Source organism: Roseisalinus antarcticus (assembly GCF_900172355.1).
Taxonomy (GTDB): Bacteria; Pseudomonadota; Alphaproteobacteria; order Rhodobacterales; family Rhodobacteraceae; genus Oceanicola; species Oceanicola antarcticus_A.
The window spans coordinates 94,925-107,630 of record NZ_FWFZ01000007.1; the positions used below are offsets into that span (position 1 = coordinate 94,925).

Annotated in this window: 12 protein-coding genes; 9 read left to right on the forward strand and 3 right to left on the reverse strand. The window is 68.7% G+C overall.

Annotated elements, in window-relative coordinates:
- The first annotated feature begins 27 nt into the window (after positions 1 to 27).
- The 9 genes from ROA7023_RS08765 to ROA7023_RS08805 all read left to right on the forward strand — a co-directional run bounded on the left by ROA7023_RS08765 (position 28) and on the right by ROA7023_RS08805 (position 10,753).
- Positions 28 to 1,797, forward strand: a complete 1,770-nt coding sequence (locus tag ROA7023_RS08765; protein WP_234992101.1) for a heparinase II/III family protein — start codon at positions 28 to 30, stop codon at positions 1,795 to 1,797.
- Positions 1,794 to 3,383, forward strand: coding sequence for a bifunctional phosphoribosylaminoimidazolecarboxamide formyltransferase/IMP cyclohydrolase (gene purH / locus ROA7023_RS08770; RefSeq protein WP_085878644.1), 1,590 nt, complete (start codon positions 1,794 to 1,796; stop codon positions 3,381 to 3,383). Before ROA7023_RS08765 ends, purH begins: the two co-directional genes overlap by 4 nt.
- A 15-nt stretch (positions 3,384 to 3,398) precedes the next feature.
- Positions 3,399 to 3,890, forward strand: coding sequence for a signal peptidase II (lspA, locus tag ROA7023_RS08775; RefSeq protein WP_085878645.1), 492 nt, complete (start codon positions 3,399 to 3,401; stop codon positions 3,888 to 3,890).
- Between the two features lie 53 nt (positions 3,891 to 3,943).
- Positions 3,944 to 4,453: a DUF3035 domain-containing protein gene (locus tag ROA7023_RS08780; protein ID WP_085878646.1), complete on the forward strand. Its 510-nt coding sequence runs from the start codon at positions 3,944 to 3,946 to the stop codon at positions 4,451 to 4,453.
- A gap of 93 nt (positions 4,454 to 4,546) precedes the next feature.
- Complete coding sequence (locus ROA7023_RS08785) at positions 4,547 to 5,890, forward strand: M16 family metallopeptidase (RefSeq protein WP_085878647.1); 1,344 nt, start codon at positions 4,547 to 4,549, stop codon at positions 5,888 to 5,890.
- A complete protein-coding gene (locus ROA7023_RS08790) occupies positions 5,887 to 7,197 on the forward strand; it encodes a M16 family metallopeptidase (RefSeq protein WP_085878648.1) in 1,311 nt (436 codons plus the stop codon). Before ROA7023_RS08785 ends, ROA7023_RS08790 begins: the two co-directional genes overlap by 4 nt.
- A gap of 89 nt (positions 7,198 to 7,286) precedes the next feature.
- On the forward strand, positions 7,287 to 9,140 hold the full coding sequence (gene mutL, locus ROA7023_RS08795) for a DNA mismatch repair endonuclease MutL (protein ID WP_085878649.1): 1,854 nt from the start codon (positions 7,287 to 7,289) through the stop codon (positions 9,138 to 9,140).
- A complete protein-coding gene (locus ROA7023_RS08800; RefSeq protein ID WP_085878650.1) occupies positions 9,137 to 10,312 on the forward strand; it encodes a DNA recombination protein RmuC in 1,176 nt (391 codons plus the stop codon). Before mutL ends, ROA7023_RS08800 begins: the two co-directional genes overlap by 4 nt.
- Before the next feature lie 42 nt (positions 10,313 to 10,354).
- A complete protein-coding gene (locus ROA7023_RS08805) occupies positions 10,355 to 10,753 on the forward strand; it encodes a hypothetical protein (protein WP_143535496.1) in 399 nt (132 codons plus the stop codon).
- On the opposite strand, the gene ROA7023_RS23750 is transcribed toward ROA7023_RS08805, so the two are convergent.
- From ROA7023_RS23750 to ROA7023_RS08815, 3 genes are all read right to left on the reverse strand, one after another.
- Complete coding sequence (locus tag ROA7023_RS23750) at positions 10,674 to 11,270, reverse strand: hypothetical protein (protein ID WP_143535497.1); 597 nt, start codon at positions 11,268 to 11,270, stop codon at positions 10,674 to 10,676. The two genes, ROA7023_RS08805 and ROA7023_RS23750, sit on opposite strands and share 80 nt — an antisense overlap.
- A gap of 126 nt (positions 11,271 to 11,396) precedes the next feature.
- Entirely contained in the window at positions 11,397 to 12,050 is a 654-nt protein-coding gene (locus tag ROA7023_RS08810; protein WP_085878652.1) for a ChrR family anti-sigma-E factor, read from the reverse strand.
- 4 nt (positions 12,051 to 12,054) lie between these two features.
- Positions 12,055 to 12,606, reverse strand: a complete 552-nt coding sequence (locus tag ROA7023_RS08815; protein WP_143535498.1) for a sigma-70 family RNA polymerase sigma factor — start codon at positions 12,604 to 12,606, stop codon at positions 12,055 to 12,057.
- Positions 12,607 to 12,706 lie beyond the last annotated feature (100 nt).

Genomic DNA, 12,706 nt, shown 5'->3' on the forward strand with positions numbered 1-12,706 from the left:
CATGCCCCCGCTGTGAGGCAGCAGAACTTGGTCAACGTCCGCATCCGGTCCGCGCGCACGACGCGCCTGCTGAACCGTCTGCAAGCTCGGGTGCAAGCCCGGCGCGGACGGGCGACGGGCTTTGTCTCGTCGCCCGAGCCCCGGTCCATCGGACATTTCGCCAAGGGCCGGCAGCTTTGCGCGGGCAACATCCTGTTTGCCGGCCACCTGGTCGAGACCGAGGGAAAGAGCCTCTGGTCCATTGCGCCGCCCGGCAGCGCCTTTGCCGAGGCGATGCACGGGTTCACCTGGCTCGACGATCTGGCCGCCGTCGGCGACGCCAAGGCCCGCGCGACGGCGCGGACCTGGGTCTGGGAGTGGATCGCGAGCTATGGCGCGGGGCAGGGGCCGGGCTGGGCTGCGGACGTGGCCGGGCGCCGCGTCATCCGCTGGATCACCCACGCGCAGTTCCTGTTGCGCGGGCAGGACAAGCCCGCGTCGGACGCCTTCTTTCGCAGCCTCTCGGGCCAGACCCGGTTCCTGGCCCGGCGCTGGCGGGCGGCGCGGCCGGGCCTGCCGCGATTCGAGGCGCTGACGGGCCTGATCTATGCCGGCCTGTCGATCGAGGGGCACGACGATGTCGCCGACCCCGCCGTCCAGGCGCTGGCCCGCCATTGCGATGAACAGATCGACGCCGATGGCGGCCTCGCGACGCGCAGCCCCGAGCATCTGATGGAGGTCCTCACCCTGCTCAACTGGTGCGTCGAGGCGCTGACAGCCTCGGACCGCCCCGTTCCCGCCGAGTTCGGCACCGCCATCGCGCGGATCGCGCCCACGCTGCGGGCGCTGCGCCACGCGGACGGGGGGCTCGCGCGGTTCCATGGCGGGGGGCGGGGGCTCGACGGGCGGCTCGACCAGGCGCTGGCCGCCTCGGGCACCCGGACCCGGCCGGACCTTGGCGCACTTCACATGGGCTTTGCCCGGCTCGCGGCCGGACGCACCACCGTCATCGCCGATGCCGCCGCGCCGCCCGCCGGGCCGAGTTCGGCCGATGGCCATGCCTCGACCCTCGCGTTCGAGGTGACCTCTGGCCGGCGGCCCATTGTGGTCAATTGCGGGTCGGGGGCCATCTTCGGCGATGCATGGCGGCGCGCGGGCCGGGCCACGCCAAGCCATTCGACCCTTGGGCTCGACGGGTATTCCTCGGCCCGCCTTGGCGCGCCCGCCCGGCATGACGGGATGCTCGAGGAATGGCTGGAGGAGGTCCCCGCGGACGTGATCGCCGAAACCAGCCGCCTGTCTGACGGGATGCGGGTGGAGTTGGCCCATGACGGCTATCGGATGTCCCACGGCCTGACCCATGCGCGGACACTTGAGCTGACCATCGACGGGCGCGGCCTGGTGGGCGAGGATGTGCTGGCCACCCTGTCGGACGGCGACGAATCCCGGTTCGACCGGCAGTTGCACGGCGGCACGCCCGGGGGGGTTCCGTTCTCGGTTCGGTTTCATCTGCACCCCGACGTGGATGCCGCGCTGGATCTGAGCGGCGCGGCCGTGAGCCTTGCGCTGAAGTCCGGCGAGATCTGGATCCTGCGCCATGACGGCAGCGCCGAGATGACGCTGGAGCCGTCGGTTTACCTCGAAAAGGGGCGGCTGCGGCCGCGCGCTGCGAAACAGGTGGTTTTATCCGGCCGCGCCATGGCCTATGCGACGCGCGTCCGCTGGTCGCTGGCCAAAGCGCGGGAAACGCCGAACGTCATGCGCGATCTGGCCGAGACCGACCCATTCGCGGACCTGGAAGCCGAGGAGAGCCCATGACTGATCTCGCCCCCCTGCGCCGCGCTCTGCTGTCCGTCTCGGACAAGACCGGTCTGCTGGACTTGGCCCGCGCCCTTGCCGACCACGGCGTCGAGCTCTTGTCGACCGGCGGCTCTGCCCAGATGCTGCGCGACGAGGGGCTGGAGGTGCGCGACGTCTCCGACCTTACCGGTTTCCCCGAGATGATGGATGGCCGGGTCAAGACCCTGCACCCCAAGGTCCACGGCGGGCTGTTGGCGCTGCGGGACAAGGACAGCCACGTCGCGGCGATGGACGACCACGGCATCCTGCCGATCGACCTGCTGGTGGTGAACCTCTACCCGTTCGAGGCGACCGTGGCCGCCGGAGCCGATTATGACACCGCGATCGAGAATATCGACATCGGCGGCCCGGCGATGATTCGCGCGGCGGCCAAGAACCACGTCCATGTCGCCGTGGTGACCGACCCCGAGGATTACGACGCGCTGCTGGCCGAGATGGCGTCGCATGACAGCCAGACCTCCTACGCCTTTCGCCAGAAACTGGCGCTGACCGCCTATTCCCGCACCGCCGCCTACGATGCCGCGGTCTCGGGCTGGATGGCCAGGGCGCTGGACGCGCCCGCGCCGCGCCGCCGCGCCTTTGCCGGCACGCTGGCGCAGACCCTGCGCTATGGCGAGAACCCGCATCAGGCGGCCGCGTTCTACACCGACGGCAGCGACCGGGCCGGGGTGGCGACCGCGACGCAATTGCAGGGCAAGGAGCTGTCCTACAACAACATCAACGACACCGACGCCGCGTTCGAGCTGGTGTCGGAGTTCCTGCCCGCCGACGGCCCCGCCTGTGTCATCGTCAAACATGCCAACCCCTGCGGCGTCGCCCGGGGCGCCACCCTGCGCGAGGCCTACGGGCGCGCCTTCGACTGCGACCGCACCTCTGCCTTCGGCGGGATCGTGGCGCTGAACGCGCCGCTTGATGGCGAGACGGCGCAGGCGATCGCCGAGATCTTCACCGAGGTCGTCATCGCCCCCGGCGTGCACCATGACGCCCGCGACATCTTTGCGAAAAAGAAGAACCTGCGCCTGCTGATCTCTCCCGGGCTGGCCAACATGGCGGCGCCGTCGCTGACCTATCGGCAGGTCTCGGGGGGGATGCTGGTGCAGGACAAGGACACCGGGCGGCTGTCGCCCGACGCGCTGAAGGTCGTGACCAGGAAGGCCCCGACCGAGCGGGAGATGGCGGACCTGCTGTTTGCATGGACCGTCGCAAAGCACGTTAAGTCCAACGCCATCGTCTATGCGAAGGACGGCGCGACCGTCGGTGTAGGTGCCGGCCAGATGAGCCGGGTCGACAGCACCCGCATCGCGGCCCGCAAGGCCGCAGACATGGCCGAGGCGCTGGGCCTGCCCGCGCCGCCGACCGAAGGGTCGGTCGTGGCCTCCGACGCGTTCTTTCCCTTCGCGGACGGGCTGTTGACCGCGGCCGAGGCCGGGGCGACGGCCGTGATCCAGCCGGGCGGATCGGTGCGCGACGACGAGGTGATCGCCGCCGCCGACGAGGCCGGGCTGGCCATGGTCTTTACCGGCATGCGGCATTTCAGACATTAACGGGAGGGCGGACCGATGCGCGTGACATACTGGACGGCCTTCTGGGTCTTCCTGATCGACCAGGCCACCAAGTGGATCGTCGTTCATGGCATGGACCTGATGACCCGCATGGTGATCGACGTCGTGCCGCCGCTGCTGACCTTTCGCATGGCGTGGAACCGGGGCGTGAACTTCGGCCTCTTCGCCGGGTTCGACGCCCGCTGGCTGCTGGTGGGGATCGCGGTGGCGGTGTCGGCCTTCGTGCTGGTCTGGATCGGGCGCGAGGGCGGGTCGCGCATGACCTACCTGTCGGCCGGGCTGCTGGTCGGCGGCGCCATGGGCAACGTGGTGGATCGCGTCCTCTACGGCGCGGTGGCGGATTTCATCAACATGTCCTGTTGCGGGATCAACAACCCGTTCGCCTTCAACGTCGCCGACATGGGCGTCTTTGCCGGGGCGCTGGGTCTCGTGATCTTCACCGGCCGCGGATCCGGCGCGGGCAACGGCAAACGCCGAAACAGCGCGTGACGAACCGGCCGCCCTGCGCTAAACCTCAAGGCCAAACCCAGTGGGAGGGCCCCATGTCGCGTTTCGCGCTCGCCATTCTTGCCTGCTTTGCCGTCGCCGCCTGCGCCGGGCCGGACGGGCTGCGCAGCTTTCAATCGAACGGGCCGGGACCGGACGAATTCTCGGTCCTGCCGGTGCAGCCGCTTGAGATTCCGGACAATCTGAACGCCCTGCCCCCGCCCACGCCGGGCGGGGCAAACCGGGTCGATCGCAACCCGATCGGCGAGGGTATCGCGGCGCTCGGCGGCAACGCGGGCGCGGCCTATGCCGGGGGCATCCCCGCAGGCGACACGGCGCTGCTGACGGCGGCGGGCCGCTATGGCGTGCCGCAGGGGATCCGCCGGACACTTGCAGAGGAAGACGCGGCGTTCCGGGGTCGCCGGGCGGCTGTCGGCCTCGGCATCTTCGGCGGCGACAGGTATTTTCGCGCCTATGCGCCGCAATCGCTGGACGCGCAGGCCGAAACCCGGCGGTTCCGGCAGCTCGGCGTCGCCACGCCCACGGCCCCGCCCCCCGCGCAATAGCGGTCGCGCTGCGGTCACAAGCGCGTGGCGAACCTTGCACCGGGCGGGATCGAGCGTAGATTCCGGATCAGGTTTTCCAGCAAAGGATCCGCCATGCTCAGGTTGCTCTGTGCCTTTCTTCTTCTGCCGGCCGCGGTCGCGGCGCAGGATCAGGTCACGACCTACACCCTCGACAACGGCATGAACGTCGTGGTGATCGAGGATCACCGCGCCCCCGTCGTCACCCACATGGTGTGGTATCGCGCGGGCTCCGCCGACGAGCCTCCGGGCGCGTCCGGCGTCGCGCATTTCCTCGAGCATCTGCTGTTCAAGGCGACCGACGATCTGGCCTCGGGCGAGTTCTCGGCCACCGTCGCGGCCAACGGCGGCTCCGACAACGCCTTCACCTCCTACGATTACACCGCGTATTTCCAACGGGTCGCCGCCGACCGGCTGGAGCTGATGATGCGGATGGAAGCGGACCGGATGAACGACCTGCGGCTGACGCCCGAGGACATCGCGACCGAACGCGACGTGATCCTGGAAGAGCGCAACCAGCGGGTCGAGGCGCGTCCCGGCGCCCTGGCGCGCGAACAGATGATGGCCTCGCAATACCTGAACCATCGCTATGGCGTCCCGATCATCGGCTGGAAGCACGAGATGGAGACCCTGTCGCTGGAGGACGCGCTGTCGTTCTACGACCTCTACTATTCGCCCAACAACGCCATCCTCGTGGTCGCCGGCGACGTGGTCCCCGAAGAGGTGCTGGCCCTGGCCGAGGATTATTACGGCCCGATCCCGGCCGAGCCGCAGCTGCCCGACCGCTTCCGCTCCGAAGAGCCCCCCCAGACCGCCCCGCGTCGACTGGTTTTCGAGGATCCGCGCGTCGCCCAGCCCTACCTGCTGCGCAGCTACCTCGCGCCAGAGCGGGACGCGGGCGATCAGACCGCGGCCGCGGCGCTGGTCTATCTCGCCGATCTCATCGGCGGCTCGCCCTTCACGTCCGAGCTTGGCAAGGCCCTGCAATTCGACAGCGATGTCGCGGTCTACACCGGCGCGGGGTATGACGGGATCTCGCTGGACGACACCACCTTCACGATCTCGCTGGCCCCCAGTGTCGGCGTGACGCTGGAAGAGGGCGAGGCGGCGATGGACGCTGTAATCGCGCAATTCCTGGCGGACGGGCCGGACCCCGAGGCGATGGAGCGCATCCGCAACCAACAGAAGGCGGCGCAGATCTATGCCCGCGACGACGTTCAGGGGCTTGCGCGGCGCTACGGCCAGGGCCTGACTTCGGGCCTCACGGTCGAGGATCTGCAAGCCTGGCCCGAGATCCTGCAAGCCGTGACCGCAGAGGACGTGATGGCGGCCGCGCAGGTCGTCTTCGACCCGAGGCGTTCGGTCACCACTTACATAACGCCGCCCGCCGAGGGCCCGACCGAGGAGCTGTCCCAATGATCCGCCTTGCCCTTGCCGCCGTCATGACCCTCTGCGCGGCCACGGCCCAGGCCGAGATCGAGGTTCAGGAAGTGACCTCGCCCGGCGGCACCGACGCCTGGCTTGTCGAGACCCACGAGATTCCCTTTGTCGCGGTCGAGATCTTCTTTCGCGGCGGGGCGTCCCTGGACCGCGAGGGCAAGCGCGGCGCGGCGAACCTGATGACCGCCCTGATCGAGGAGGGGTCCGGCGATCTCGATGCGCAGGCCTTCCAGATCGAGCTGGAGACCATGGCTGCCGAGTTCAGCTATGACGTCTACGACGACGCGCTCACCGTGTCGGCCCGGTTCCTGACCGACAACCGCGACGCGGCCGTGGCCCTCCTGAACCAGTCGCTGACCGATCCGCGCTTTGACGAGCCGGCGATCGAGCGGGTGCGCGGGCAGGTGCTGTCCAACATCCGCTCCGACGCGCAAGACCCCAACGACATCGCGAGCGAGACATTCTACCGCGAGGCGTTCGGGGCGCATCCCTATGGATCGGACCTCAACGGAACGATCGAGAGCGTGTCGGCCCTGACGCGCGACGACCTGTTGCAATCGTTCGACGACACGATCGTGCGGGACCGCGCGTCCGTCGCCGTCGTGGGCGACATCACGCCGGAAGAGCTGGGAGCGATGCTCGACACCCTGTTCGACGGCCTGCCCGACAGCGGCCCGCCGCTGCCCGAGGACGTGGCCGTCGGGATCTCTGGCGGGCAGACGGTGATCGAGTTTCCATCGCCGCAATCCGTCGCCCTGTTCGGCCATGCCGGCATGGACCGCGAGGACCCGGATTACTTCGCCGCCTACATCCTGAACGAGATCCTCGGCGGGTCGGGCCGGCAGAGCATCCTGATGGAGGAGGTCCGCGAAAAGCGCGGGCTGACCTACGGGGTGGGCAGCTACCTTGTGGCCAAGGATCACGCCGACCTCTACCTCGGGTCCGTTGCCTCGGCCAACGACCGGATCGGCGAGGCGATAGAGGTCATTCGCGATGAATGGGCCCGGATGGCCGAAGACGGAGTGACCGCCGAGCAGCTGGCCGAGGCCAAGACCTATATCACCGGCGCCTATCCGCTGCGGTTCGACGGCAATGCCCGGATCGCCAACATCCTCGTCGGCATGCAGTTCACGGGTCTGCCGGCGGATTACATCGCCACCCGGAACGACCGGATGAACGCGGTGACGCTCGAGGACATCAACCGCGTGGCGGGCGCACTTCTGAAGCCCGAGGCGCTCCATTTCGTGGTCGTGGGCCAGCCCGAGGGCGTCGTCGGCACGAATTGAGGGCGTGGGCGCGGCGCGGGGCCGCCCGGGGGCGCAACGCCGCCATTTCCCCTCGCAGAATCGCGGGCGGCCATGCTATCCCTAGGGGCATGGCCGTTCCTGACCCCAAGATAAGCGAAGCTCGCCGTGTGATCCGGCAACTCGACGAGGGCGCGATCAATCGCATCGCCGCCGGCGAAGTGGTCGAGCGCCCGGCCTCTGCGGTCAAGGAACTGGTCGAGAACGCGGTCGATGCCGGGGCGTACCGGATCACCGTCGATTATGCCGATGGCGGCAAGCGCCTGATCCGGGTGACGGACGACGGGTGCGGCATGACAGCGCAGGATCTGCCGCTTGCGCTTTGCCGTCACGCGACCTCCAAGATCGACGGGTCCGACCTGCTGGACATCACCACCTTCGGATTCCGGGGCGAGGCGCTGCCGTCGCTGGGGGCGGTCGGGCGGCTGACGATCACCAGCCGGGCGGGGGCCGAGGGGGCCGAGATCTCGGTCAACGGCGGCCGGGCGAATGCCGTGCGGCCGGCCGCGATCACCGCCGGCACGCGGGTCGAGCTGCGCGATCTGTTCCACGCGACGCCCGCGCGCCTGAAGTTCCTGCGCACCGACCGGGCCGAGGCGCAGGCGATCGCCGAAACCGTCAAACGGCTGGCGCTGGCCGAGCCGTTCATCAGCTTCACATTGAACGACCTGTCCGGCGAAGCGCCGCGGACGATCTTTCGCGCCGACGCCCAGACCGGCGACCTGTTCAATGCGCTCCACGGCCGCACGGCCCAGGTTCTGGGCCGCGACTTCGCCGACAACGCCGTGCCCCTGAACGCCGAGCGCGAGGGATACCACCTGATCGGCCACGCGGCGCTGCCCACCTATTCGCGCGGATCGAGCGTGCAGCAGTTCCTGTTCGTCAACGGCCGCCCTGTCGCCGACAAGCTGTTGATCGGCGCCTTGCGCGGCGCCTACATGGATTTCCTCAGCCGCGACCGTCACCCGGCGGCGGTTCTGTTCATTGATTGCGACCCGCACATGGTCGACGTCAACGTGCACCCCGCCAAGAGCCAGGTCCGGTTCCGCGAGGCGGGCACCGTGCGCGGCCTGATCGTCTCGGGCCTGCGCCACGCGCTGGCCGAGGCGGGGCACCGCGCCTCCTCGACCGTTGCCGGCGCAACACTGGGCGCGTTCCGGCCCGAACCCGCCCCGGGGCCGTCGGCGCCGGGGCGGGTCTACCAGATGGACCGTCGCGGCAGCTCGCGGCCGATGGGTCACGGCTTTGACGGCTTCAACGAATTCCAGGCGCCGTCCGTCCGGGCCGATGCCGGTGCGTCTGCGCCGTCCGAGTCCGACAGCACTCAGGACGCAGCGCAGCAGGCAGCCCCGCTCGGGGCGGCAAGGGCGCAGGTCCACGAGAATTACATCATCGCCCAGACCGCGACCGGCATCGTCGTGGTCGATCAGCATGCCGCCCACGAACGGCTCGTCTATGAAAAGCTCAAACGCCAGATGGACGAGGCCGGCGTCGCGGCGCAGGCGCTTCTGATCCCCGAGATCGTGGAGCTGGACGAGACCGAGGCCACGCTCCTGCTCTCTCACGCCGAGGCGCTGTCGCGGCTTGGCCTTGCGATCGAGCCCTTCGGCGGCGGCGCAATCGCCGTGCGCGAGACGCCGGCTATTCTGGGCGAGGTCGACGCGGCCGCTCTGGTGCGCGACATCCTCGACGAATTGTCCGACCTTGGTGAATCCGGCGCACTGCGCTCGCGGCTCGACGCGATCCTGTCGCGCGTGGCCTGTCATGGCTCGATCCGGTCCGGGCGGCAGATGCGGCCCGAAGAGATGAACTCCCTGCTGCGCGAGATGGAGGCGACGCCCCATTCCGGCCAGTGCAACCACGGCCGGCCCACCTATGTGGAGCTCAAGCTGTCGGACATAGAGCGGCTCTTCGGGCGCACATGATCGAGATCGGCGGACAGAGTTTCGCGTTGTCCGACCCGATGGTCGTCGGGGCGCTGGTTGCGGGCCTGCTGGTGGTCCTGCTGTTCGTTCTGCTGATCACGGCGGTGCGCCGCGCGGGCGCCTCGGCCCAGGTGGCCGAGGATCTGGCGCGGCAGATGGGCGGGGTGAACGCCCGGGTCCACGCGCTGGCCGACGGGCAACAGCAGCTTTTCGGTGGGCTCTCGGCGGTGTCGGACGCGCAGGCGGCGGCCCAGGCGCGGACCCTGACCCTGATGGAACAGCGGCTGGCCAATGTGACCGAGGCCATGACCCAGTCGCTCGGCTCCTCCTCGCGCAGCACCGCGCAGTCGCTGGGCGAGTTGCAGCAGCGGCTCTCGGTGATCGACAAGGCGCAGTCCAACATCACCAAGCTCTCGGGGGACGTGCTGTCGCTGCAGGACATCCTGTCGAACAAGCAGACCCGGGGCGCGTTCGGGGAAATCCAGCTCAACGACATCGTCGGCAAGGCGCTGCCGTCGGACAGCTATACCCTGCAGGCGACGCTTTCGAACGGGCGGCGGGCGGATTGCCTGATCCACCTGCCCAGCCCCACCGGCCCCATCGTCGTCGACAGCAAGTTCCCGCTGGAGCCCTACGAGGCCCTGCGCAACGCCGTCACCGAGCAGGAGGCCAAGGCCGCCGTCCGGGATTTCAGGGCGGCGCTCCGGGCGCATATCCGGGCGATCTCGGAGAAATACATCCTCGAGGGCGAGACGGCGGACGGGGCGCTGATGTTCCTGCCGTCCGAGGCGATCTATGCCGAGCTGCACGGCAACTTCCCCGACATCGTGCGCGAGGGGTTCGCCGCCCGGGTCTGGATCGTCTCGCCGACGACCTGCATGGCCACGCTCAACACCATGCGGGCGATCCTCAAGGATGCGCGGATGCGCGAGCAGGCCGGGGCGATCCGCAAGGCGCTGCACCAGCTGCACCGCGACGTCGACCTGATCGCCGAGCGGGCGGGCAAGCTGGAAACCCACCTGCGGCAGGCCAATGACGACGTGTCGGGGATCCTAACCGCGTCCGAGCGGGCGGGGAAGCGGGCGCACAGGCTCGACAATTTCGATTTCGAGGAAATGGCGCCGGACGAGGATCGCGGGCGGATTGTTCCCTTGTCTGCGCCGCAAGGCTAGGTGAGTATCGGGAAACACAAGCATTCTTGGGGAAATGGTAAGATGCGTATGATCTGGATCGCTGCGGCGCTGGTTGGTCTTTCGGCCTGCGAGATGACGCCCGAGGGGCCGCGCCCCGAAACGCGCTTTTCATCCGATGTGCGGAACGACCTTCAGGATGCCTATCAGACGCTGCCCTTCGAGGACGGCGCCCTGCATGTGGTCGCGCCCGAACATGGCAGCATGCGGACCTATCGCCTGGTGCCCTGCGGCGGCGGCGCACGGATCTGCGCGGGGTCCGCCCATGGCCGGGCGGGCCATGTCAGCCGTGGCGCGGAATTCTACGAGGTCAGCGGAACCTACAGCGGGCACACCTTCTTCCTCAGCCCCGGCGGCGACGGCTACATGCGGGTGTTCCACCGGCAGGTTCCGATCGCATGGGCGGCGGACGACGGGCACTAGGCGCCGGGACATAGGCCTTCAGCCCTTTCAGAAACCGCCGGATGTCGCCGGGCACCGGGCCAGACAGCAGACGTTCAAGCGCCTCGGGGGTCCAGACCGCGCCCTCGGCCGGGATGAGAGCGGTTTGAAACCGGGCAAGCTCTGATCGCGCGTCGTCCGGCAGGGGAAGCGATTCGGCCGCCTGCAACAAAACCCGCAGCTGTTGCACCTGCGCGAGATCCCGGAAGGCGGCGGTCATCGGCGCGAGGATCGACGGATCCCGCTGCCAGGACGCGCCGTCGAACATCCGCTTGGTGACGTATTGCCCGGCCCCGTTGCATGTGTAGCGGGTGCAGCCGGAAAAGCCGTGCGCGTCTCGGTTGCCGTGGATGCCGCACAGCCCGGCACCCGTCAGGTGCGGACAGGGCGTGTCGGCAGGCTTGTCCAGTGCAAAGGCTGCGCCCCGGTCGAACGCCAGGCCGACGCAGCACAAAGCGGCACAGCTTGCGCAATCTTCCGTCAGCGGCGGTGCTGTCATCCTTGTCCCCGCAGGCCGGGCTGTCGCGACACAGGCGCGTGTCCTAGCCCCCGCTTATCGGATTTCCGACGGGAAACGAAAGGCCCCCGTCGCAATCCGCGTCCCGGCCCCCGGGGGGCGCGACGCTCAGATCCGCATGACGCGCTGGGCGATGCGGGGCAGCAGCTTGCGGAACTTCAACGGCGCCTCGGTCGCGGCCAGGCAGATGCAATCCTCGCCGGTTTCGGCCACGGGGGTGTGGTTCAAATCGTCATCGGCGAATTCCACGTCGCCCGGCCCGAAGCGGTCGATCTCGTCCCGGTAGGCGCCTTTCAGCACGAGGGTCAGCTCGCCGCCCTCATGCCCGTGGTCCGGAACCGCGGCGCCGCCCGGGATGCGCAGCAGGCGGACCTTGGCCTCGCCCTGCACCGGGATCACCGAATCGTAGACGCCGCCGCCCAGACGTCGCCATGACACCGCGTCCACGTCGCCGCCCACATAGCGCTGGATCGGTGTCGGCAGCACACCGCCGCGCCGGACGGGGAGCGGCTTTTCAGCCGGCGCGGTCTCGATCAGGCGCAGGGTCGCGGCCAGGCTGTCTTCGGAGACCTCGGCCTCTTCGGTGCTTTCCAGGACAGCGCCGCCAACCGTGTCGAACGCCATCATCCGGGCGCGGCAACTGTCGCAAAGCGACACATGCGCGGCCACCGCCAGATCGAAGGCTTCGGGCAGGGTCCCGGCGGAGTAATTCATCAGGAGCGCATCGGACAGGTGATGCTTGATGGTTTCATTTCGGTCCACGTCGTTACCTCATTTCGTGGCGCAACCGTTCCAGCGCCAACCTTATTCGTGATTTGATCGTTCCCAATGGCAGGCCGGTTTCCTCGGCGATTTCGGAATGGCTCAGCTCTCCGAAATAGGCCCTCTCGATCAGGGTTCTCTGCTTTTCGGGCAATGACTTCAACGCCTTGCCCAGTTTGTCCGTCTCTTCCTGCAGGACGATCGCCTCGTCCTGTTCCGGTTCCGCTTCGGGGCCCCAGGGCAGGTCCTCGGGCTCTGGCCGCTGATAGCGGCGCACCAGGTCGATCCGGCGGTTCCGAGCGATCGTGAACACCCAGGTGCTGACGCTGGCGCGGCCGCCGTCGAACAGATGCGCCTTTCGCCAGAGCGTCGCCATGACGTCCTGGGTCACCTCCTCGGCCATTTCGGGGGCCGACCCCGACTTGATCAGGTAGGCCTTAACCCGCGGCGCGAAATGCCTGAACAGGGCCGCGAAGGCGCCCTGGTCCTGCCGGTCGCGGATCGCCTCCAGTTCGGCGACCCAGCTCAGCCGGTCTGTCTTCGTCACGGGCGTCATGCCAGTGCTGCTCCCTACGGTCGGCGGATATGCCTGGTCCGGGGTCATTCCCGGCGGCAGGCCGTGCGCCTCTCGTCTGGTGTTTGGTTCTGTCGGCGTC

Coding starts and splice junctions, on each gene's coding strand:
- purH (WP_085878644.1), top strand. CDS start 1,794: ATGACTGATCTCGCCCCCCTGCGCCGCGCTCTGCTGTCCGTCTCGGAC.
- lspA (WP_085878645.1), top strand. CDS start 3,399: ATGCGCGTGACATACTGGACGGCCTTCTGGGTCTTCCTGATCGACCAG.
- ROA7023_RS08780 (WP_085878646.1), top strand. CDS start 3,944: ATGTCGCGTTTCGCGCTCGCCATTCTTGCCTGCTTTGCCGTCGCCGCC.
- ROA7023_RS08785 (WP_085878647.1), top strand. CDS start 4,547: ATGCTCAGGTTGCTCTGTGCCTTTCTTCTTCTGCCGGCCGCGGTCGCG.
- ROA7023_RS08790 (WP_085878648.1), top strand. CDS start 5,887: ATGATCCGCCTTGCCCTTGCCGCCGTCATGACCCTCTGCGCGGCCACG.
- mutL (WP_085878649.1), top strand. CDS start 7,287: ATGGCCGTTCCTGACCCCAAGATAAGCGAAGCTCGCCGTGTGATCCGG.
- ROA7023_RS08800 (WP_085878650.1), top strand. CDS start 9,137: ATGATCGAGATCGGCGGACAGAGTTTCGCGTTGTCCGACCCGATGGTC.
- ROA7023_RS08805 (WP_143535496.1), top strand. CDS start 10,355: ATGCGTATGATCTGGATCGCTGCGGCGCTGGTTGGTCTTTCGGCCTGC.
- ROA7023_RS23750 (WP_143535497.1), bottom strand. CDS start 11,270: ATGACAGCACCGCCGCTGACGGAAGATTGCGCAAGCTGTGCCGCTTTG.
- ROA7023_RS08815 (WP_143535498.1), bottom strand. CDS start 12,606: ATGACGCCCGTGACGAAGACAGACCGGCTGAGCTGGGTCGCCGAACTG.